Annotated in this window: 21 protein-coding genes; 7 read left to right on the forward strand and 14 right to left on the reverse strand. The window is 62.9% G+C overall.

The genetic code is table 11. The features are described 5' to 3' along the window. Window positions 1–36 precede the first annotated feature (36 nt). Complete coding sequence (locus tag P3T21_RS05375; protein WP_429254889.1) at window positions 37–513, reverse strand: DUF2244 domain-containing protein; 477 nt, start codon at window positions 511–513, stop codon at window positions 37–39. A gap of 272 nt (window positions 514–785) precedes the next feature. Further along, window positions 786–1,751: a methyltransferase domain-containing protein gene (locus tag P3T21_RS05380; protein WP_429254890.1), complete on the reverse strand. Its 966-nt coding sequence runs from the start codon at window positions 1,749–1,751 to the stop codon at window positions 786–788. Between the two features lie 85 nt (window positions 1,752–1,836). On the opposite strand from P3T21_RS05380, the gene P3T21_RS05385 reads away from it, so the two are divergent. Continuing rightward, window positions 1,837–2,646, forward strand: coding sequence for a ComF family protein (locus tag P3T21_RS05385; RefSeq protein ID WP_429254891.1), 810 nt, complete (start codon window positions 1,837–1,839; stop codon window positions 2,644–2,646). 19 nt (window positions 2,647–2,665) lie between these two features. After that, on the forward strand, window positions 2,666–3,136 hold the full coding sequence (trmL, locus tag P3T21_RS05390) for a tRNA (uridine(34)/cytosine(34)/5-carboxymethylaminomethyluridine(34)-2'-O)-methyltransferase TrmL (RefSeq protein WP_429254892.1): 471 nt from the start codon (window positions 2,666–2,668) through the stop codon (window positions 3,134–3,136). On the opposite strand, the gene P3T21_RS05395 is transcribed toward trmL, so the two are convergent. The 5 genes from P3T21_RS05395 to P3T21_RS05415 all read right to left on the reverse strand — a co-directional run bounded on the left by P3T21_RS05395 (window position 3,109) and on the right by P3T21_RS05415 (window position 6,087). Further along, window positions 3,109–3,657 (reverse strand): O-acetyl-ADP-ribose deacetylase, encoded by a 549-nt coding sequence (locus tag P3T21_RS05395; RefSeq protein WP_429254893.1) that lies wholly within the window; start codon window positions 3,655–3,657, stop codon window positions 3,109–3,111. The genes trmL and P3T21_RS05395 overlap by 28 nt on opposite strands. Before the next feature lie 130 nt (window positions 3,658–3,787). Continuing rightward, window positions 3,788–4,786 carry an NAD(P)H-dependent glycerol-3-phosphate dehydrogenase gene (locus P3T21_RS05400; RefSeq protein WP_429254894.1) on the reverse strand — a complete coding sequence of 333 codons (999 nt, stop codon included), beginning with the start codon at window positions 4,784–4,786 and terminating at the stop codon, window positions 3,788–3,790. Between the two features lie 21 nt (window positions 4,787–4,807). Then, window positions 4,808–5,278: a protein-export chaperone SecB gene (gene secB, locus P3T21_RS05405; RefSeq protein ID WP_429254895.1), complete on the reverse strand. Its 471-nt coding sequence runs from the start codon at window positions 5,276–5,278 to the stop codon at window positions 4,808–4,810. A 123-nt stretch (window positions 5,279–5,401) separates the two neighbouring features. Continuing rightward, window positions 5,402–5,665: a glutaredoxin 3 gene (gene grxC / locus P3T21_RS05410; RefSeq protein ID WP_429254896.1), complete on the reverse strand. Its 264-nt coding sequence runs from the start codon at window positions 5,663–5,665 to the stop codon at window positions 5,402–5,404. After that, complete coding sequence (locus P3T21_RS05415) at window positions 5,662–6,087, reverse strand: rhodanese-like domain-containing protein (RefSeq protein WP_429254897.1); 426 nt, start codon at window positions 6,085–6,087, stop codon at window positions 5,662–5,664. The genes grxC and P3T21_RS05415 overlap by 4 nt, the downstream gene beginning before the upstream one ends. A gap of 146 nt (window positions 6,088–6,233) precedes the next feature. Between P3T21_RS05415 and gpmA the strand changes: the two genes are divergently transcribed. The 3 genes from gpmA to P3T21_RS05430 all read left to right on the forward strand — a co-directional run bounded on the left by gpmA (window position 6,234) and on the right by P3T21_RS05430 (window position 9,703). Continuing rightward, complete coding sequence (gpmA, locus tag P3T21_RS05420) at window positions 6,234–6,980, forward strand: 2,3-diphosphoglycerate-dependent phosphoglycerate mutase (RefSeq protein WP_429254898.1); 747 nt, start codon at window positions 6,234–6,236, stop codon at window positions 6,978–6,980. A 283-nt stretch (window positions 6,981–7,263) separates the two neighbouring features. After that, on the forward strand, window positions 7,264–8,841 hold the full coding sequence (locus P3T21_RS05425) for a S41 family peptidase (protein ID WP_429254899.1): 1,578 nt from the start codon (window positions 7,264–7,266) through the stop codon (window positions 8,839–8,841). Window positions 8,842–8,944: 103 nt separating this feature from the next. After that, the gene (locus P3T21_RS05430; RefSeq protein ID WP_429254900.1) at window positions 8,945–9,703 is read left to right on the forward strand and encodes a HesA/MoeB/ThiF family protein; all 759 of its coding nucleotides are present in this window, start codon (window positions 8,945–8,947) and stop codon (window positions 9,701–9,703) included. A gap of 19 nt (window positions 9,704–9,722) precedes the next feature. Here P3T21_RS05430 and ptsP read toward each other — a convergent pair whose 3' ends face one another. The 7 genes from ptsP to P3T21_RS05465 form a co-directional block, all read right to left on the reverse strand. Continuing rightward, a complete protein-coding gene (gene ptsP, locus P3T21_RS05435) occupies window positions 9,723–11,474 on the reverse strand; it encodes a phosphoenolpyruvate--protein phosphotransferase (RefSeq protein WP_429254901.1) in 1,752 nt (583 codons plus the stop codon). A 294-nt stretch (window positions 11,475–11,768) separates the two neighbouring features. Next, a complete protein-coding gene (locus tag P3T21_RS05440) occupies window positions 11,769–12,038 on the reverse strand; it encodes an HPr family phosphocarrier protein (RefSeq protein WP_228977339.1) in 270 nt (89 codons plus the stop codon). Window positions 12,039–12,079: 41 nt separating this feature from the next. Beyond that, window positions 12,080–12,544: a PTS sugar transporter subunit IIA gene (locus tag P3T21_RS05445; protein ID WP_429254902.1), complete on the reverse strand. Its 465-nt coding sequence runs from the start codon at window positions 12,542–12,544 to the stop codon at window positions 12,080–12,082. 150 nt (window positions 12,545–12,694) lie between these two features. Next, the gene (gshB, locus tag P3T21_RS05450; RefSeq protein ID WP_429254903.1) at window positions 12,695–13,651 is read right to left on the reverse strand and encodes a glutathione synthase; all 957 of its coding nucleotides are present in this window, start codon (window positions 13,649–13,651) and stop codon (window positions 12,695–12,697) included. Between the two features lie 111 nt (window positions 13,652–13,762). Continuing rightward, entirely contained in the window at window positions 13,763–15,052 is a 1,290-nt protein-coding gene (gene gshA / locus P3T21_RS05455; protein ID WP_429254904.1) for a glutamate--cysteine ligase, read from the reverse strand. Between the two features lie 244 nt (window positions 15,053–15,296). Continuing rightward, window positions 15,297–16,814 (reverse strand): ammonium transporter, encoded by a 1,518-nt coding sequence (locus tag P3T21_RS05460; RefSeq protein ID WP_429254905.1) that lies wholly within the window; start codon window positions 16,812–16,814, stop codon window positions 15,297–15,299. 29 nt (window positions 16,815–16,843) lie between these two features. Next, window positions 16,844–17,182, reverse strand: coding sequence for a P-II family nitrogen regulator (locus P3T21_RS05465; protein ID WP_006048089.1), 339 nt, complete (start codon window positions 17,180–17,182; stop codon window positions 16,844–16,846). Window positions 17,183–17,588: 406 nt separating this feature from the next. Here P3T21_RS05465 and P3T21_RS05470 point away from each other — a divergent pair, with 406 nt between their 5' ends. Then, a complete protein-coding gene (locus P3T21_RS05470) occupies window positions 17,589–17,843 on the forward strand; it encodes an accessory factor UbiK family protein (RefSeq protein ID WP_064267170.1) in 255 nt (84 codons plus the stop codon). A gap of 128 nt (window positions 17,844–17,971) precedes the next feature. Further along, complete coding sequence (locus tag P3T21_RS05475; RefSeq protein WP_429254906.1) at window positions 17,972–19,507, forward strand: YifB family Mg chelatase-like AAA ATPase; 1,536 nt, start codon at window positions 17,972–17,974, stop codon at window positions 19,505–19,507. Window positions 19,508–19,685 lie beyond the last annotated feature (178 nt).

Genomic DNA, 19,685 nt, shown 5'->3' on the forward strand with positions numbered 1-19,685 from the left:
TTCACGCTTTCCGGAACGGCGTTCGGCTCAGCGCTTCTAATCGCAACGCCTGAGCCATGCTCGCAATTCGCCCGCAAACTGCGCACGCTGGTACTGCGCGAGATGCTGCCCGATCATCACCGCCTGACCACGCGACACGAGCGCGATCCGGTCGCACGGCGTTGCTCCGGTTTCTACCCGCACCCAGCGCGGATTGAATTCAATCTGCGTGATCTGCTCTGCGCTCACCTGCTCGATCACCAGCCGGTTCGGATAGAGCCGGATGCGTTCGTAATCCACAGCGTGGCGCGCATAGATGACAAACGCGACACCTACCGCCAGCAGCTCGATACCCGTGAACGGCAACACCAGCCACGCGCCGTACAGCAAAAGCACGAAGGCGATCGCCAACGAGACCAGCGCAAGCGACACATAGAAGCCAACGAACTGTCGTGGCGAAGCCGAACAGTTTCGTTTCATGGTCCAGTCTTTCAGGACCGGTTCTGAATCCGCCAGCAGATCAGTCGCTTCCATCGCTGCCTCCCTGCATCCGGCACCGCGCCTGACACCGTCACCTTCGGCGCTTTCGGCCAGTTTTCCGTCTTGGCCCGCCCCGGCCTGTCGCCCCAAATGTGGGAACCCCGAGCGACAAACTGACGCATTATAGGCGCGTTCAATGGCATCCACAAGCAACGCTCTATCGGCTTGCAAGCCAGTCGCGACAAGCCTCTGCGCCGTTTTGACGCACCTCGTTGACGCCTTTCGAAGCGGTAATTTCAGACATAACAGATGTCCTCTTTACCGCATCAACGATTCTTCGACGAACCTCTGCCGATGTCTTCAATACGCACGATGCCGTGACCTTCGGCCGTGGTCCGCGGCACGGCTTTCCAGGCGTGCCCGTAGATGACTTCGAACGTGAGCGGAATCGTGCCGTCCGCGCGCCGGCGCGCCTCGAGGGCCGTCAGCAGCGCCTTGTGCAGACGCCTTGCCGTGCCCGGCGAGGCCGCTTCGCGCTCGAACGGGTAAGCGCCCCAGCGACGCACATCCGCAAGCAGCGACTCGGGCGACCTGTAGGTGATGGTGAGCGTTTCCTGGTCCATGACTGGAATCTCGAATCCGCTTTCGACGAGCATATCGCCGAGATCATGCATGTCGACAAAGTCAATCACGTGAGCGCGCGAGCTTACGCCGTGGGTCGCCTCGACCTCGGCCCACGCGCCGCGCAGCTCCTTGAGCGTATCGGGGCCGAGCGTGCTGAACATCAGCAGGCCGTTCACCTTCAGCACACGCTGCCATTCCGGAAAGACGAGATCGGGCCGCGAGTGCCAGTGCAGCGCCAGGTTGGACCAGACGAATTCGAACGCGCCGTGGGCGAACGGCAGTGCGGAGAAATCGGCCTGCGCGAAACGCGGACCGCGTGCGCCGAGCGCCTTGCCGATCGAAGCCGGCAGAAAGCGTCGCCAGCTCGTGTCGCCAGCATCGTGATGCAGCGCGCGGCGAAGCATTGCGTGCGACAGGTCGGTGCCAAAAACCGGCGCTTCGGGGAAGCGCTCGCGCAGGACGGGAAGATCGTCGCCCGCGCCGCAACCTGCATCGAGCACGCTGGCCGGACTCATCTTGATGAAGTCGAGGCGCTCGCGCATGCGTTGCGCGATTTCGCGCGGCAGAAAGGCGACGTCATCGAAAGTCGCGGCGCGGCGGTCGAAAATCCGTCGCAAACGCCGCGAATCGTAGGCCGGACGGCTGGTTTTTGCGGGAGTTGGGGGCATGGCGGTCGTACGGACGAAGAGTGCGAAGTATACTCGCTCGCTCCCTTTGCTTCAGTGCAGGAGGCCTTCGCGGGCACATTCAGCCATGCCGGTCACGTCCGTTTCTCCATCCTCTCGCAACCGGTTTGCGATCGTCTCGCGTCTCGTTTGTTCGCGCGTTTGTCTGATATGGCAGCAGGTTGCTGCGTTCGCGTTGCCCAATCTCTGCGGACTGTGCGGCAATTTGTCGCAGCAAACACTGTGCGAGGGCTGCGATGCGGCCTGCTGGAATGAAACGCGCCTGCGCTGCGCGGTTTGCGCGATTCCATTGGCGGCATCTTTGCGGCAGTCCGGTCGGGATCGCGGTCGCGGTCGATACCAATGTGGAGATTGCGTCTCGGCTCCGCCGTCGTTCGACGCGACCTTCACGCTCGCCGATTACCGCGCGCCGCTCGATACACTGGCGCTGGGGCTGAAGTTCCGCGCGCGGCTCATGCTGGCGCGCGAATTCGGCGAACGTCTCGCCCGCCTCGCGGATGACGCGCTGGAAACCGCCGCATGCCCGGACGTGATTGCGCCGGTGCCACTGGCGCGCCGCCGGCTGATCGAGCGCGGCTACAACCAGGCGTGGGAAATCGCGAAGCCGCTCGCCGACGCGCTGCACATACGACGTGACGCGACGCTGATCCGGCGCATCATCGATACCGCACCGCAGTCGCGGCTCGATCTCGACGCGCGGCGCGACAACGTCGGCCGCGCGTTTGCTGTGGCAAAGCCGGTGAAGGGTCTGCACGTCGCGATCGTCGACGATGTGATGACCTCGGGCGCCACACTCGAAGCTGTCGCGCGTACGCTCAAGCTGGCCGGCGCGCGACGCGTGACCTGCTTCACAGCGCTGCGCACACCGAAAAACTAGTCTTCAACCCGTTCAAATCATGTTCAACGTCGTTCTCGTCGAGCCCGAAATTCCGCCGAATACCGGCAACGTGATCCGCCTGTGCGCCAATACCGGCGCGCGGCTGCATCTGATCGAACCGCTCGGCTTTCCCCTCGACGACGCCAGGATGCGTCGCGCCGGTCTCGACTATCACGAGTACGCGCAGATGCATGTGCATGCCAGTTGGGACGCGTTTGTCGCCGCCGAATCGCCGGACGCAGCGCGCATGTTTGCGTTCACCACGCGCGGCTCGGGACGTTTTCACGATCACGCGTTTCAGCCCGGCGACTGGTTCGTATTCGGTGCCGAAACGCGCGGGCTGCCCGATACCGTACTGTCGACCTTTACCCACGAACAGCGCGTCCGGCTACCGATGCGACCGGGTAACCGCAGCCTGAATCTGTCGAATACGGTTGCGGTGGTGGTGTTTGAAGCGTGGCGTCAGGCGGGTTTCGACGGCGGCGCCTGACGATCGGCCAGTTCGCTTTCATACAGCCGGAACATTGCATCGTCGAAGCACGCAAAGATCACGTGATTTATTGAAGCGGCTTGCGGCAAGGTCTCGATGACCGTGCCAACGGCAATTTGCACCGCCTGCTGCGCGGGAAAGCGGTAAACACCGCAGCTAATCGCCGGAAACGCGATGCTCGAGCAATGCTCGTCTTGCGCGAGCTCGAGCGAACGTCGATAGCAGGACGCAAGCAGTTCCGACTCGCCGCGCTGGCCGCCGCCCCATACCGGGCCCACGGCGTGGATCACGTGCTTCGCAGGAAGTTTGTAGCCTGCGGTGATTTTCGCGTCGCCGGTGGCGCACCCGCCGAGCGTCTCGCATTCGTGCAGCAGATCGCATCCCGCCGCCCGGTGGATCGCGCCATCGACGCCGCCTCCGCCCAGCAACGACGTATTCGCCGCGTTGACGATTGCATCGACGGCGAGCGTCGTGATGTCGACGACACGCGCTTCGAGCCTGCATTGACCGATAGTGAGCATGGGAACCTCCGCGTCCGGACGCCTTTATCAGGTGGACAGCGGAGTGACGCCGCGGTTCAGAATCAACCGCGACGCAAGAGAGAAAGTAAACAGCGGTCCGACGCCGAACGGACGCCGCCGGACGCCGACGTTATTCCGCCTTTGAATCGCGACGCAGAAGTGCGCTGACCGCATCGCGCGGCGCGACACCGTCGAACAGCACAGCACACACTGCCTGCGTGATCGGCACCTCGATTGCATGCGCACGCGCGATGGCCAGCACCGCCTGCGCACAACGCACGCCTTCGGCCACATGGCCAAGGCCACCGAGAATATCGTCGAGCGTGCGGCCCGACGCGAGTTGCACACCAACCGTTCGATTACGCGACAGATCGCCCGTCGCGGTGAGAATCAGGTCGCCGAGGCCGGTCAAACCCGTGAACGTTTCAGCCCGACCGCCAAGCGTCACGCCAAGCCGTGACATTTCCGCGAGCCCACGCGTGATCAGCGCAGCACGTGCATTCAGGCCAAGACCAAGGCCATCCGAAATGCCCGTCGCAATCGCCAGCACGTTCTTGACCGCGCCGCCCACTTCGACGCCGACGAGGTCGTCGCCGGTGTAGATGCGCATCGCGCCGTGATGGAATGCCGCAACGGTGCGCTCGCGGCACGCCGCTGCGCCGCTTGCGACCGTCAGCGCCACCGGCAGACCTTGCCCGACCTCGCGGGCGAAACTCGGCCCGGATAGCACGCCGTTGCTCGCGTGTCCCGCCAGTTCCGCGGCGACAACCTGATGCGGCAACAACTGCGTATCCGATTCGAAGCCCTTGCACAGCCACACGACATGCGTCGGCACACTGCCCGCATCGCGCATGGCACGAAACAGACCACGCAGGCCAGCGACAGGTGTCGCGACGACGCACAATGCGTCAGCGGCGGCGCAATGCGCGAGCGCCGCCGCCAGATCCGTTTCGTAACGAAGCGCAGGCGGCAGCGAAACGCCCGCCAGATAGCGGGCGTTTTCGTGCGTCGTGGAGAGGTCGGAAACGAGCGCGCTGTCGCGCGCCCAGAGCACCGCATCGTGCCGCGCGGCCAAATGGCCCGCGAGAGCGGTGCCCCATGCACCAGCGCCGAGAACGGCGACCTTCATACGCGGCACCGGGCGCAACCCTTAGTGGGTCGCGTTGCCGTTCGGCACGCCGTCCGCGCCACCGAGCTGCGCGAGGCGTTGCTCGTACAGCGCCTGGAAGTTGATTTCGGCGAGGTGGATCGGCGGGAAGCCTGCGCGCGTGATCGCGTCGGCGATGTTCGAGCGCAGATACGGGAACAGGATCGTCGGGCATGCAATGCCGACGAGCGGATCGATCTGTTCAGCCGGGATGTTGCGAATGTCGAAAATGCCAGCCTGCTTGGCTTCGATCAGGAACGCGACCTTGTCGTTGACCTTGGCGGTGACCGTGCCGGTCACGAGGATTTCGAACACGGTGTCGGCGAGGCGCTCAGCCTTCACGTCGACTTCGACTTCGACCGACGGCATGTCCTGTTCCAGGAAGATGGCCGGCGAGTTCGGCTGCTCGAGCGACATGTCCTTCAGGTAAATGCGCTGGATGTTGAAGAACGGCTGGTTATTCTCGTCAGACATGATTGAATGGGTCCCTGGATAAATTCATAACGGCGGGCCATCGCCGATGGTCCGCCGGATCTTTGTGACTCGTCGCGCCGGCACTGGCGCGACTCGTCTGGCGAAGCGATGCGAACCTGTCAGTTACGCGGCCGCTTCGAGCAGCGACATCAGACCGCCCGCGCGATCGAGCGCGGAGAGATCGTCATAACCGCCAACGTGCCTCTCGCCGATGTACACCTGCGGCACTGTCCGGCGGCCTGTCCGCGTCATCATTTCTTCGCGACGGGCCGGGTCTTTGTCGATGAGCACTTTTTCAACGTGCTCGACGCCGCGCGACTTTAAAAGACGTTCGGCCATCTGGCAATACGGACACACCTGCGTGCTGTACATGATCACTTTGTTCACTTCGCAGCTCCTTGTTTCACGACCGGCATACCGGCCTGCTGCCAGGCGTTGAGACCGCCTTGCAGCACGTGGACCTCGGCATAGCCCGCATCCTGTACGACGCGCGCGGCCTTGTGCGACTGCTGGCCGGTCTGGCACACCAGCAGCACCGGATTGCTCTTGTTCTTCACAAGCTGACCGACTTTCGCCTGCAACTCTGCGAACTCGATGTGGCGTGCCGACGGAAGATGACCTTTGGCGAAATCCTCGGTGGGACGAAGGTCGATGACCACGGCATTGCGCCGGTTGATCAGCTGGGTGGCTTCGGCAGCGGAAAGGCCGCCGCGGCCACGCCGGATGATCGCCGGCCACAGGAGCAACGCCCCGGAGATGAGGGCAATCGCGATGAGTACAAGGTTTGTGTAATCAGTGAAAAACTTCACGGAAAATCCGCCGAAAAAGAGAGAAATCGGAAAGGGCAATCTTCCCATTATAAAATAACCGTCTGACGCGATGGCGGCGGCCCATCAGGCCCCATGCGGAACACCCGCCAGCGTGCTTTACCGCTTCCTTACTACCGACCGGCACAATGTACAAACTCGTTCTCATCCGCCACGGCGAATCGACGTGGAACAAGGAAAACCGATTCACCGGCTGGGTTGATGTCGACCTCACCGAACAGGGTAACCGCGAAGCGCAGCAGGCGGGCCTACTCCTGAAGGAATCCGGCTACACGTTCGACATCGCCTACACGTCGGTGTTAAAGCGCGCGATCCGCACGCTGTGGCACGTGCAGGACCAGATGGACCTGATGTATCTGCCGGTCGTCCATTCGTGGCGCCTGAACGAGCGCCATTACGGTGCGCTGTCGGGCCTCAACAAGGCCGAAACCGCTGCGAAGTACGGCGACGAGCAGGTGCTGGTCTGGCGCCGCAGCTACGACACGCCGCCGCCCGCACTCGATCCGTCCGACGACCGCACCGCCTATAACGACCCGCGTTACGCGAAGGTGCCGCGCGAACAGCTGCCGCTGACCGAGTGCCTGAAAGACACGGTCGCGCGCGTGCTGCCGATATGGAACGAATCGATCGCGCCCGCGATCAAGTCGGGCCGCAAGGTGCTGATCGCCGCTCACGGCAACTCGATCCGCGCACTTGTGAAGTACCTGGACGGCATCTCGGATTCGGACATTGTCGGCCTGAACATTCCGAACGGCGTGCCGCTCGTGTATGAACTCGACGAGAACCTGAAGCCGCTCAGGCACTACTACCTCGGTGATGCCGATGCGATTGCAGCAGCCCAGGCCGCCGTTGCAAAGCAGGGCAAGGCGGGCTGAAAACGGCCTGCCGACTGACAGCGAAGGCAGGACAAAGACGGCGCGCGCACCGGAAAGAACTACCGGTGCGCGCGCCGTCCCGCCATCCAGGCTCGCCATCCGACTGTTACCGCACATTACTTGTGCGTCGGGGCGCCGCCAGCCCGAACCTGCCGCGCCAGCGGCTGTCGAAACCCGATTACCCGCCCAATACACTCGCAGCACTTGCTGCACGGGTGTGCAGTTATACTTGTCCGTCCAATCTCTTTGACGCTGCCACGCGCATCCGACCGCACCAGACTCTATGCGAAAGAACCTGAAAAATATCGGCCTGATCGCCGCGGGCCTTGCTACTGGCGTTTTTGCCACCCTGCAGCTTTCCGCTTCGGCCCAGCAAACCGCGACCACGCCTCTACCACTTGACCAGCTTCGGCTCTTCGCCGAGGTCTTCGGGCAGATCAAGCATGAGTACGTCGAACCGGTCGACGACAAGAAACTGCTCACTGCCGCCATCAAGGGCATGGTGTCGAGCCTCGACCCGCACTCGTCGTATCTCGACAAGACCGACTACGAAGAACTCCAGGAACAGACCAAGGGTCGTTTCGCAGGTCTGGGTATCGAAATTTCGTCGGAAGATGGTCTGATCAAGGTGATCTCGCCGATCGAAGACACGCCCGCGTTCCGCGCCGGCATTCGTCCGGGCGACCTGATCACGCGCATCAACGACAAGCCGGTGCGCGGCATGACGCTCGATAACGCCGTCAAGCAGATGCGCGGCGAGCCGGGCACGAAGGTCACGCTCACGATCTTCCGCAAGACCGACGACCGCACCTTCCCGCTCACGGTGACGCGCGCCGTGATCCGCGTCCAGAGCGTGAAGATGAAGATCCTCGCGCCGGGCTACGCGTACATCCGCATCACGAGCTTCCAGGAACGCACCACGCCCGACCTCGCAGCCAAGCTGCAGGATATCGCGCGTCAGCAGCCGAACCTGAAGGGCCTCGTCGTCGATCTGCGTAACAACGGCGGTGGTCTGCTGCAGAGCGCGGTCGGTGTGGCGGGCGCGTTCCTGCCGCCGGATTCGGTGGTGGTATCCACCAACGGTCAGATTCCGGATTCGAAACAGGTCTATCGCGATACCTACGATAACTACCGCCTGCCTTCGTTCGATGGCGATCCGCTGAAGGGCCTGCCGCCGATCTTCAAGACCGTGCCGATGATCGTGCTGACGAACGCCTATTCGGCGTCGGCGTCGGAAATTGTCGCGGGTGCGCTGCAGGACCAGCGTCGCGCGCTGATCGTCGGCAAGACGACGTTCGGCAAGGGCTCGGTGCAGACGGTGCGTCCGATGACCTCTGATACCGCGCTGCGTCTGACGACGGCGTACTACTACACCCCGAGCGGCCGTTCGATCCAGAACAAGGGCATTCGCCCGGACGTCGCGGTGGATCAATACGCGGAAGGCGATCCGGACGACGCGCTCGTGACGCGTGAAGTCGATTACTCGAATCACCTCGCGAACACGCAGGATCCGAACGAGAAAAAGGAACAGGAACAGCGCGAAAACGAGCGCATGGACCAGCTGCGTCTGCTCGAAGAGCAGAACGACAAGAAGACGCCGGAACAGCGTCAGAAGGATCGTGATCGCAAGCCGGTCGAGTTCGGTTCCGCCGACGACTTCATGCTTCAACAGGGCCTGAACAAGCTCGAAAGCAAGCCGGTCCAGGAGTCGAAGTCGATCACCGAGCGTCGCCTCGCGCAGAACAAGCCGCCGCAATCGGCTTCGGCGCCCGTCGTCGTGAAACCGGCTCAAGCTGTCACGCCGGGCGCGTCCGGCCCGGCGCCGGCTTCCGCACCAGCGCCCGCTTCGCAGAGCAACTAACGTTTCACGCTTCACCCGCCTTCGCAGCTTCGGCTGCGAAGGCGTCCAGCCTCTTCAAAGCGCCCGCGCGATTAAAATAACGATAACTACGACGCGCACCGCCATGAACGACGACCAGCTCCTCCGCTATTCCCGCCACATTCTTGTCGACGAACTCGGCATCGAAGCGCAGCAGTGCTTTCTCGATGCGCATGCGATCGTCGTCGGCGCGGGCGGCCTCGGCTCGCCAGCTGCGATGTATCTGGCGGCCGCCGGCGTCGGTACGCTGACGCTCGTCGACGCCGATACGGTCGATCTCACGAACCTGCAACGGCAGATCCTGCACGTCACGGCATCGGTGGGACGCAAGAAGGTCGAGTCGGGACGCGACGCCATCGCGCAACTGAACCCCGACGTGAAGGTGAACGCCATCGCTGAACGCGTCGACGACGCATGGCTCGACGCAAATGTGCCGCACGCGGCGGTCGTGCTCGACTGCACCGATAACTTCGCGACCCGTCACGCGATCAACCGCGCGTGCGTCAAGCATCGCGTGCCGCTGGTGTCGGGCGCGGCGTTGCGCTTCGACGGTCAGATCAGCACGTTCGATTTCGGCGACGAAGCGTCGCCCTGCTACGCGTGCGTGTTCCCGGAAGACCAGCCGTTCGAGGAAGTCGCGTGTTCGACGATGGGCGTTTTTTCGCCGACGGTCGGCATCATCGGCGCGATGCAGGCAGCCGAAGCGCTACGTGTGATCGCGGGCATTGGAACGCCGCTCGTCGGGCGTCTGATGATGCTGGATTCACTGCGGATGGAATGGAACACGATGCGCATCGCGCGTCAGCCGGATTGTCCGGTCTGCGGCGACACGCATCGTCAATAGAATCGCGCACGCGGCCCGATCAGGCCGCGGCGACGCGCTTGAGCGCAGCCTGCACTTCCTCCGGCTCAAACGAAGCCAGCACATCAGCCACCGGTTTTTCAAGCGTCTTCAGACTCGAACGCAGGATCTCCTGCTTCACGACGAGCAACTGACTCGGATGCATCGAGAACTCGGTGAGCCCCATGCCGAGCAAGAGACGCGTCAACGTCGGGTCGCCCGCCATTTCACCGCACACCGAAACCGGCACACCGGCGCGCTTCGCCTCGCGCAGCGTGAGCGCGATCAGATACAACACGGCCGGATGCAGCGGGTCGTACAGATGCGCCACTGAGTTATCCGCGCGATCGATGGCGAGCGTGTACTGGATCAGATCGTTCGTCCCGATCGACAGAAAATCGAGGCGCTTCAGAAACAGCGGCAACGCGATCGCGGCGGCCGGGATCTCGATCATCGCACCGACGCGCACGTTCGGATCGTAGATGAGACCGGCATCGTCGAGCTGACGTTTGGCCTCGCTGATCAGATCCAGCGTCTGGTCGATTTCCTGCGCGTGCGCGAGCATCGGAATCAGGATCTTCACCTGACCGAATGCCGACGCGCGGAGGATCGCGCGCAACTGTGTGAGGAACATCTGCGGCTCGGACAGGCTCCAGCGGATCGCACGCAGCCCCAGGGCGGGGTTCGCGGCAGTTTCGTAGCTGTCGCCACCGCCCATTGAATCGAGCGGCTTGTCGGCGCCGACGTCGATTGTGCGGATCGTCACCGGCAGGCCGTTCATCCCCTCTACCGCGCGACGGTAAGCATCGAACTGCTCTTCTTCCTGCGGCAGTTCGTCCTTGTGGTTCATGAACAGGAACTCGGTGCGGAACAGACCCACACCCGTCGCGCCCGCTTCGAGCGCGGCGCGTGCGTCGTCGGGCAGTTCGATGTTCGCGCAGAGTTCGATTTTCGTGCCGCACAGCGTTTGCGTCGGCGAGAACTTCAGGCGTTGCAGCTTGCGCTGTTCAAGCGCCTTTTCGCTCTGACGATATGAATATTCTTCGAGCACGATCGGCGCCGGATCGACGATCACGATGCCATGATCGCCATCGACGATGATCAGATCGTCCTGACGGATCAGTGCACTCGCCTGCTGCACGCCGACGGTCGCCGGAATGCCAAGACTGCGCGCAACGATCGCCGTATGCGACGTGCGGCCGCCGAGGTCCGTGACAAAACCCTGGAAGGTCTGCGTCTTGAACTGCAGCATGTCGGCGGGCGCGATGTCGTGCGCGACGACGATCATTTCGCTGCACGCGCCGTGCACCGCTTCGACGAGACCCACGGTCGACGCACCCGCGAGCGCCTTCAGCACGCGCTCGACCACCTGCTCGATGTCGGCCTTACGCTCGCGCAGGTATTCGTCTTCGATATCGTCGAAATGGCGCGACAGACGCTCGAGTTGCTCGGTAAGTGCCCACTCCACGTTGTAGCGGCGCGTGCGGATCAGGTCGATCGTTTCCTGCACGAGCATCGCGTCGTTCAGGATCATCGAGTGGACGTTGATAAAGGCGCCCATTTCGCTGGGCGCATCGGCGGCAAGGTCGGCGCGCAATACGTCGAGCTCGATGTGCACGCGTTGCTGGGCCGTGCGAAAGCGCTCGATCTCGCCCTCGATCTGGGCGTGTTCGATCAGATAGTGGTCGACGTCGAGTGCAGCCGGGGCGATCAGATAGGCCCGCCCGATGGCAATACCGCGTGACACGGGAATTCCATGCAGCGTGAACGACACGCGCACCTCCTCTAGTTGTGTGATGCCGCGGCAAACCGCTGCAATGCTCTCAGACCCCGACAACCATTATAAATTCCGCGCCCTCGTGTGACTGCGTGCAGTGCAACATACTGAATCTTCGTAAACGATCCGATGTGCGTGATTCTCAAAGCCCCCGAGGCAGGCCGATCGAGCCACGCCTCCCCGAATCCGTAATGTCACGAAGCAATCATTCATTGTGGCGCAATAAAAAAAATGCCGCGTCGAACGCGGCATTTTCTGGCTGTCTCTGGCCGTGCGTGAACCACGCAGCGCTCACTGACCTTCGCCGAATTTATCCGCGATCAGTTTCAGCAGCGCATCCATCGCTTCGGTTTCGTCCGAACCCTCGGTTTCGATCGTCACCGTACTGCCGATGCCTGCTGCCAGCATCATCACGCCCATGATGCTCTTCGCGTTGATCCGGCGGCCGTTACGGCTCATCCAGATTTCCGCCTGAAAATTACCCGCGAGTTGCGTCAGTTTGGCCGACGCGCGCGCGTGCAGCCCAAGCTTGTTCACGATTGTCGTTTCTTTTTGCAGCATCTGGTCTTCCGAAGCGCGGGTTGAATGGTGAAGTGAAACAGTTAAACGGCGCTCGCCCCGGGCGGCTGCGCGGGCAGACACGCCGTAGGATCGACGGCCGCCCCAGCCGGCACGGGCGCACCCGGGACGATTGTATGGATGCCTTTCGTCGCGCCGGCGAGCGCCTTGTCGACGAGCGTGTCGAGCGGCGTCGCGCGATAGCAGACGGCGCGCACCAGCATCGGCAGGTTGACGCCCGACAGCACCCGCACGTCCGGCAGCGTCGCGAGGCGCGCGGCGATGTTCGCCGGCGTTGCGCCGAAGACATCGGTCAGCACGAGCGCGCCGTTCTCTTCCCTCAGCCGCTCGATTTCGGAGAACGCGAATGCGATGACTTCGGGAGGATCACAGTCCGGCATGACGTCGATGACGCCAATGCGGGCGGGGAAGCCGCCGTAAATGTGAGCGATACACTCCCGCAGCGCGGTGGCGAGCGGGGCGTGCGCAATAATCAGAATGCCTGCCATGTCAGTGTTACAGCAAAAAACGGCTGGAAAGCGGTGGACCGGGCATTGTAACAGCACCATTTTCCCGCTTTCGGCGTGTCCGTGCAGACGTCGCACAGGCCCTGGTGCTGGCCTCACGCGCGGACTTCGCTGACCCGTCCCGCGCGCCGTTCAGCCGGCGGCGCGCTCCAGCGCATCGATGAACATGCCTGCGACATCGAAGCCTGTCTGTTCCATGATCTCCCGGAAGCACGTCGGGCTCGTGACGTTCACTTCAGTGAGCCAGTCGCCGATCGCATCGAGCCCGACCAGCAGCAACCCGCGCGCAGCGAGCACCGGCCCAAGCGTGTCGGCGATTTCGCGGTCGCGCGCCGTCAGCGGCTGCGCGACGCCCAGTCCGCCCGCCGCGAGATTGCCGCGCACTTCATTGCCCTGTGGAATCCGAGCGAGCGAATACGGCACCGGCTGACCGCCGATCAGCAGAATGCGCTTGTCGCCGGTCTTGATTTCAGGGATGAACTTCTGCGCCATCACCGAGCGCGCGCCGTCGTGGCTCAGCATTTCGACGATCGAGCCGAGGTTCATGCCATCCGCCTTCACGCGGAACACGCCCATGCCGCCCATGCCGTCGAGCGGCTTCAGGATGACGTCGCCGTGCGCTTCGTGAAACGCGCGCAGGCGCGCCGGATCACGCGTGACGAGCGTCGGCGCGACGAATTGCGGGAACTCGCCGATCGCGAGCTTTTCCGAATGGTCACGAATCGCCCGTGGCTTGTTGAAGATGCGCGCGCCGCCGCGTTCGGCCAGTTCCAGGAGCCACGTCGACGTCACGTATTCCATGTCGAACGGCGGATCCTTGCGCATGATCACCGCGTCGAAGCGCTTCAGCGAACGGGTAGCGGCCGGGTCGGCCGCGTACCACGTTTTACGCTTCAGGTCCGTCCCTTCGCCTGTAATCGCAAAGCGCCGCGCATTCGCCTCGACATCGCCACCCGTCCACGCCAGATGCTGTGGCTCGCACGCGTACAGCGTGTGCCCGCGCCGCGCGGCTTCGGCCATCATCGCGTAGGTCGAATCCTTGTAGATCTTGAAGCGGTCGAGCGGATCGGCGATAAAGAGAATGTCCATGAAGGTCCTGGTGCGCCCGTGCGGGCCTTGCGTTGATCAGGTCGATCAAGTTGATCGTTGAAACGGCGCGCGGACGGCTTTCGCCTGCCCGCGCGCCGGTGTGTATGAAGCCTAGACCTGGATTGCTTCCGGATCCGTCTTTTCCAGTTCGACCGATGCCGCCAGCAGCCCGAGCCGCGCGACCACGCCGTACATATAAAAGCGGTTCGGCGGCGCCGCACCCGGCTTCGCGTGCGCATCGGGCAGCGCCGTGTGTTCGAAACCGAGCGGCACGAAGTGCATACCCGGTGCGTTCAGGTTCTGGTCACGTTCACGGCTGCCGTGGACGCGGTAGAAACCGCCGACCACGTACCGGTCGATCATGTACACGACAGGTTCCGCGACTTCGTCACCGATGCGCTCGAACGTATACACGCCTTCCTGAACGATGACGTCATGCACTTCGAGGCCATCCTTCGTGACGGCCATCTTCGTGCGTTCGCGCCTGGTGAGTGCGGCGACTTCCGAAGCGTCGTGCACCGTCATCACACCCATGCCGTACGTGCCGGCATCCGACTTGATCACGACATACGGCCGCTCGGTGATTCCGTACTCGCGGTACTTCTTTGCGATCTTCTTGAGCACGCCGTCGATCGCGTCGGCCAGTGCTTCCTCACCCGTGCGCTCCTGGAAATCGACCCCTTCGACGTGCGCAAAGTACGGGTTGATCATCCACGGATCGATCTCGACCAGCTTCGCGAATTTCTTCGCAACGTCGTCATAACACGAGAAATGCGTCGATTTGCGACGTACGGCCCACGCGGCGTGCAGCGGCGGCAGCAGGTATTGCTCGTGGAGGTTTTCCAGCACAGGCGGAATGCCACCCGATAGATCGTTGTTCAGCAGAATCGAACACGGATCGAAATTCTTCAGGCCAAGGCGACGTTGCGAGCGTTCGAGCGGCTCGAGAACGAGCTTCTGCCCGTCGGACAAGGCGATTGTCACGGGCCCGGCGACGTTCTCATCGAGCGTACCGAAGCGGACGTTCAGCCCGGCCTGACGCATGATCGTCGCCAGACGCGCCACATTCTCCAGATAAAACGCATTACGCGTATGACGCTCGGGAATCACGAGCAGGTTTTTCGCGTCCGGGCAGATCTTTTCGATCGATGCCATCGCGGCCTGCACGGCGAGCGGCAGCGTTTCCTGCGGCAGGTTGTTGAACGCGCCGGGAAACAGATTGGTATCGACTGGCGCGAGCTTGAAACCCGCGTTACGCAGATCGACCGAGCAATAGAACGGCGGCGTGTGTTCCTGCCATTCAAGCCGGAACCAGCGTTCGATGGAGGGCGTCGCGTCGAGGATCTTCCGCTCGAGGTCGAGCAGCGGGCCGTTTAACGCCGTAACTAGGTGCGGAACCATTGATCACTCGCAGACTGGAGAAAAAAGATTGTAGAGCAAATGCCCAGCCCATTTGGGGGTGGTTTCTCCAATCGCAAGTTTCACTGCAGATGCATTCCTGCTATCGGCCCGATAGCCGGCAATCCGTGCTGTTTTCAGGATAGTGCAGGGAAGGCCGCACAAAGAAAAAGGCCCGCCGTGAGGCGGGCCAAAGTCGCTGTCGCTCTTACCTTACAAAACCAGGTGTTGCGGAATACCGCTCGCGTTATTCCACGTGCTCGCCGTGCAGCACCACGTCGAGGCCTTCGCGTTCTTCTTCTTCCGTCACACGCAGACCCATCACCATATCGATGATCTTCAGCAGGATGTAGCTCACCACGCCGCTGTAGACCAGCGTCGTCAGAACGCCCTTGGCCTGCAGGATGATGCTGCCATCCGCGCCGCCGATGTCCTTGACTGCGAACACACCGGTCAGCAGCGCGCCTACGATACCGCCGACGCAGTGCACGCCGAAGCAGTCGAGCGAATCGTCGTAGCCCATCTTGCCCTTGAGCCACGTCGCCGACCAGAAGCAGATCACACCGGCAACCAGGCCGATCACGAGCGCACCGCCCACACCGACGAAGCCCGATGCCGGCGTAATCGCCACCAGACCGGCCACTGCACCCGACGCGATGCCCAGCGCCGACGGCTTACCCTTCGCAATCCATTCGGCGAACATCCAGCCGAGCGCCGCCATCGCGGTCGCGATCTGGGTCGTCAGCATGGCGAAACCGGCACGGCCGTCAGCGGCCACAGCGGAACCCGCATTGAAACCGAACCAGCCCACCCACAGCATTGCAGCACCCATCAACGTGAGCGTCAGGTTGTGCGGCGCCATCGCTTCCTTGCCGTAGCCGACACGCTTGCCGAGCACGAGACAGCACACCAGACCCGCGACACCGGCGTTGATGTGAACCACCGTGCCGCCTGCGAAGTCGAGGATGCCCGCGCTAGCCAGCCAGCCGCTCGGTTCCCAGACCATGTGAGCGATCGGCGAGTAGACGATGATCGACCACAGCGTCATGAACACGAGCATCGACGAGAACTTCATACGGTCGGCGAATGCACCCGTGATCAGGGCCGGCGTGATGATCGCGAACGTCATCTGGTAGACGAAGTAAACCGTTTCCGGGATCGTCGGTGCGAGGTGGCTGACGGTCAGCGTCGTGGCCTTGTCACCCTTGATGTAGTTCATGCCCGCGAGGAACACCCGCGAGAAGCCACCGAGGAACGAGCCGCCCGGCGTGAACGCGAGGCTGTAGCCGACGACCGTCCAGATGATCGTCACGACGCAGGTGATCGCGAAGCTTTGCATCAGCGTCGCGAGCACGTTCTTCTTGCGGACCATGCCGCCGTAGAACAGCGCCAGACCCGGGATCGTCATGAACAGCACGAGCGCGGTGGAAGTCAGCATCCAGGCGGTGTCGCCCGAGTTGATCTTCGACGAGTCGACCGAGAACGGCGCGGTCGGGGCTGCCGGTGCAGCCTCAGAAGCGGCTGCCGGTGCCGATGCGTCGGCGGCCGGTGCGGAGGCTGTTGCTGCAGCCGGTGCGGAGGCTGCTGCTGCAGCCGGTGCGGCCGAGGCGTCTGCAGCCGGTGCAGCCGAAGCTTCCGGTGCCGGAGCGCTTGCAGCGGCGGCCGAAGCTGCCGCAGGCGCGGACGCGTCGTCCGCAAGGGCGGCGCCGATGCCACCCGCCATCAGCGAGCCGGCCATCAACAAGGACATCAATAAATTGCGCATCTCTATTTCCTCTTGTCGCTGTTTTTCTGTTACAGGGCGTCCGCGCCGGTCTCCCCGGTGCGAATCCGGATCACTTGTTCGATCGGCGTGACAAAAATCTTGCCGTCACCAATCTTGCCGGTGCGCGCGGCACGTTCGAGGGCCTCGATCGCCTGGTCCACGATGTCGTCCGAGACGGCTGCCTCGATCTTCACCTTCGGCAGGAAATCGACGACATACTCAGCGCCGCGGTACAGCTCGGTATGACCTTTCTGACGCCCAAAGCCTTTCACTTCTGTCACCGTGATGCCTGAGACGCCGATGGCCGACAAGGCTTCGCGCGCCTCATCGAGCTTGAACGGCTTGATGATTGCGGTAATGAGTTTCATGAAATCCTCGCTGTGGTTGCTAAACCTTGTGTGCGTGTGCCTCTGCGTCGACTAGCGGGTACTCCCGAAACCGCGTCGATGCGCCACCGGCAAAATCTGCCCGGCAGAGCGCGCGGGGCAGTAAGAGCAACTCGCATGCCATGTCGCGATACGAGGGGTAGCGCGGCAGCACGCAAAACGTTTGCGCGCCCGGGCCCTGGCCAGACAGCTAACGTTGGGGGACCACGGTGGCGCGTCGCGTGGATCGTTGCTAGAGTGTCCGCAGGCTCTACGGACCGGATCGCACCAAAGGTGCTCATCGGGTCAGGAGGCGGGACTGCGCATGCACCACATTCGATCATCAGTCATCGCGGAGCACAGACGTAACGACTCATGCACATTTTTTGTGCATCCAAGGGGAACACATATGAAACAACCGAACGACGTCTTCAATGATTTTCAGGCGCGAATGAGCGACCTGTTGAAGAACTCGCCGGCAAAAGATGTCGAGCGCAACGTGAAGGCGATGCTGTCGCAAGGCTTTTCGAAGCTGGATCTCGTCACGCGCGAGGAATTCGATACGCAAACCCAGGTGCTGGTGCGCACACGCGCACGTCTGGAAGAACTGGAGCGCCGCGTCGCCGAGCTCGAACAGAAGCTGCCGGTCACCCAAACACCTTGAACATATGAATTGAACTGAACTGGATTGAGCATCACCGGCAGGCGAGCCGCGTCGTCTCACCAGCATTAACGTTTTAGCGTTTCAGAAGGCGTGTGCGCGCAAGGCGCGCCGCCTGACGGGGAGAAAACATGTCGCTTGCCGTGGTGCGCAGTCGCGCGCCGGCCTCTGGCCGCGCGCCCGAAGTAACGGTCGAGGTTCACCTCGCCAACGGATTGCCCTCTTTCTCGATCGTCGGCCTGCCGGATCTCGAAGTCCGCGAAAGTCGCGAACGCGTGCGCGCCGCGCTGCAGAACTGCAGCTTCGACTTTCCGGTCAGGAGCATCATAGACAATCTCGCTCCAGCCGACCTCCCCAAGGAGTCCGGCCGCTTCGACCTTCCGATTGCGCTCGGCATTCTCGCGGCGAGCGGACAGATTCCTGCCGAATCCCTTAACCAGCGAGAATTTGCGGGCGAACTTTCGCTGACCGGCGCGTTACGGCCGATGCGCGGCGCGTTCGCCATGGCGTGCGGCACGGCGCGCGCCGGCGTGCACTCCGGACGCACGCCCGAGCTCTATCTGCCGGCGGGCAGCGCGAAGGAAGCGGCGCTCGTGCCGGGCGTCGATGTCTTCGGCGCGGACGATCTGCCGTCGCTCTGCGCACATCTTGCCTGCGAGCCGGATCACCGGTTGTCGCCGGTAGGTCCACCCGAGGTGAAGCTCGACGAGGCCGTCGCGCGGCCGGATATGGCCGAGGTGATCGGCCAGCGCGGCGCCCGCAGGGCACTCGAAGTCGCGGCCGCGGGCGGGCATCATGTGTTGATGGTCGGACCGCCGGGCGCGGGTAAATCGATGCTGGCCGCGCGTTTGCCCGGTCTGTTGCCCCCCATGACCGATGACGAAGCGCTGACCTCCGCCGCGTTGCTGTCGGCAAGCGCTTCCGGATTTTCGCCATCGCAATGGCGCCAGCGTCCATATCGCGCACCGCATCATTCGTCGAGCGCGGCCGCACTTGTCGGCGGACGTAATCCGCCGCAGCCCGGCGAAATCACGCTGTCGCATCTCGGCGTGCTGTTCCTCGATGAAACTCACGAGTTCGATCGACACGTTCTGGAAACGCTGCGCGAACCGCTCGAGGCCGGGCGCATCACCATTTCACGCGCCGCATTGCAGGCGGATTTCCCGGCAGCCTGCCAGCTGGTCGCCGCGATGAACCCCTGCCCGTGCGGCTGGCGGGGCGATCCAAACGGCCGTTGCCGCTGCACGCCCGAGATCGCCGCGCGCTACCTGCGCAAACTGTCGGGGCCGCTGCTCGACCGGATCGATATTCAGATCGAGATACCCGCGCTGACACCCGCCGAGTTGTCCGGCCGTGCCGCGGAGCCCGGCGAGCCGAGCGCGGCGATCGCTGAACGGGTGAGCGCGGCGCGCGACCGGCAACTGCGTCGGCAGGGCAAGACCAATCGCGAACTGAGCGGTCGTGAAGCCGATCAGGTCTGTCGCCCCGGCGCTGCGGGCGAAGCCCTGCTGCGCGAGGCCGGCGAGCGGTTTGGCTGGTCGGCGCGCGCTTATTACCGCGTTCTGAAGGTCGCCCGTACGATCGCCGACCTTGCGGGCACGGAAACACCGGATGCGGGCCAGATCGCTGAAGCCATCCAGTACCGGCGCGTCTTCTCACTCGTATGAAGTAAAAAAACGGCTGTCAAGACTTGACTTATGCACACACTCCCATCTCAGACACCTTTTGATACATCTGAAAGGTGCATGAGAGCGACAACTGGAAACGCCTTGATTTAACTGGATTTTTTCATTTGCCAAGATCGCGGGCAAACTAACAGCAGGCCCACAGGGCGGGCCTGTGCGC

Origin of the sequence: Paraburkholderia sp. GAS334 (genome assembly GCF_050436625.1) — a bacterium.
Classification (GTDB): domain Bacteria; phylum Pseudomonadota; class Gammaproteobacteria; order Burkholderiales; family Burkholderiaceae; genus Paraburkholderia.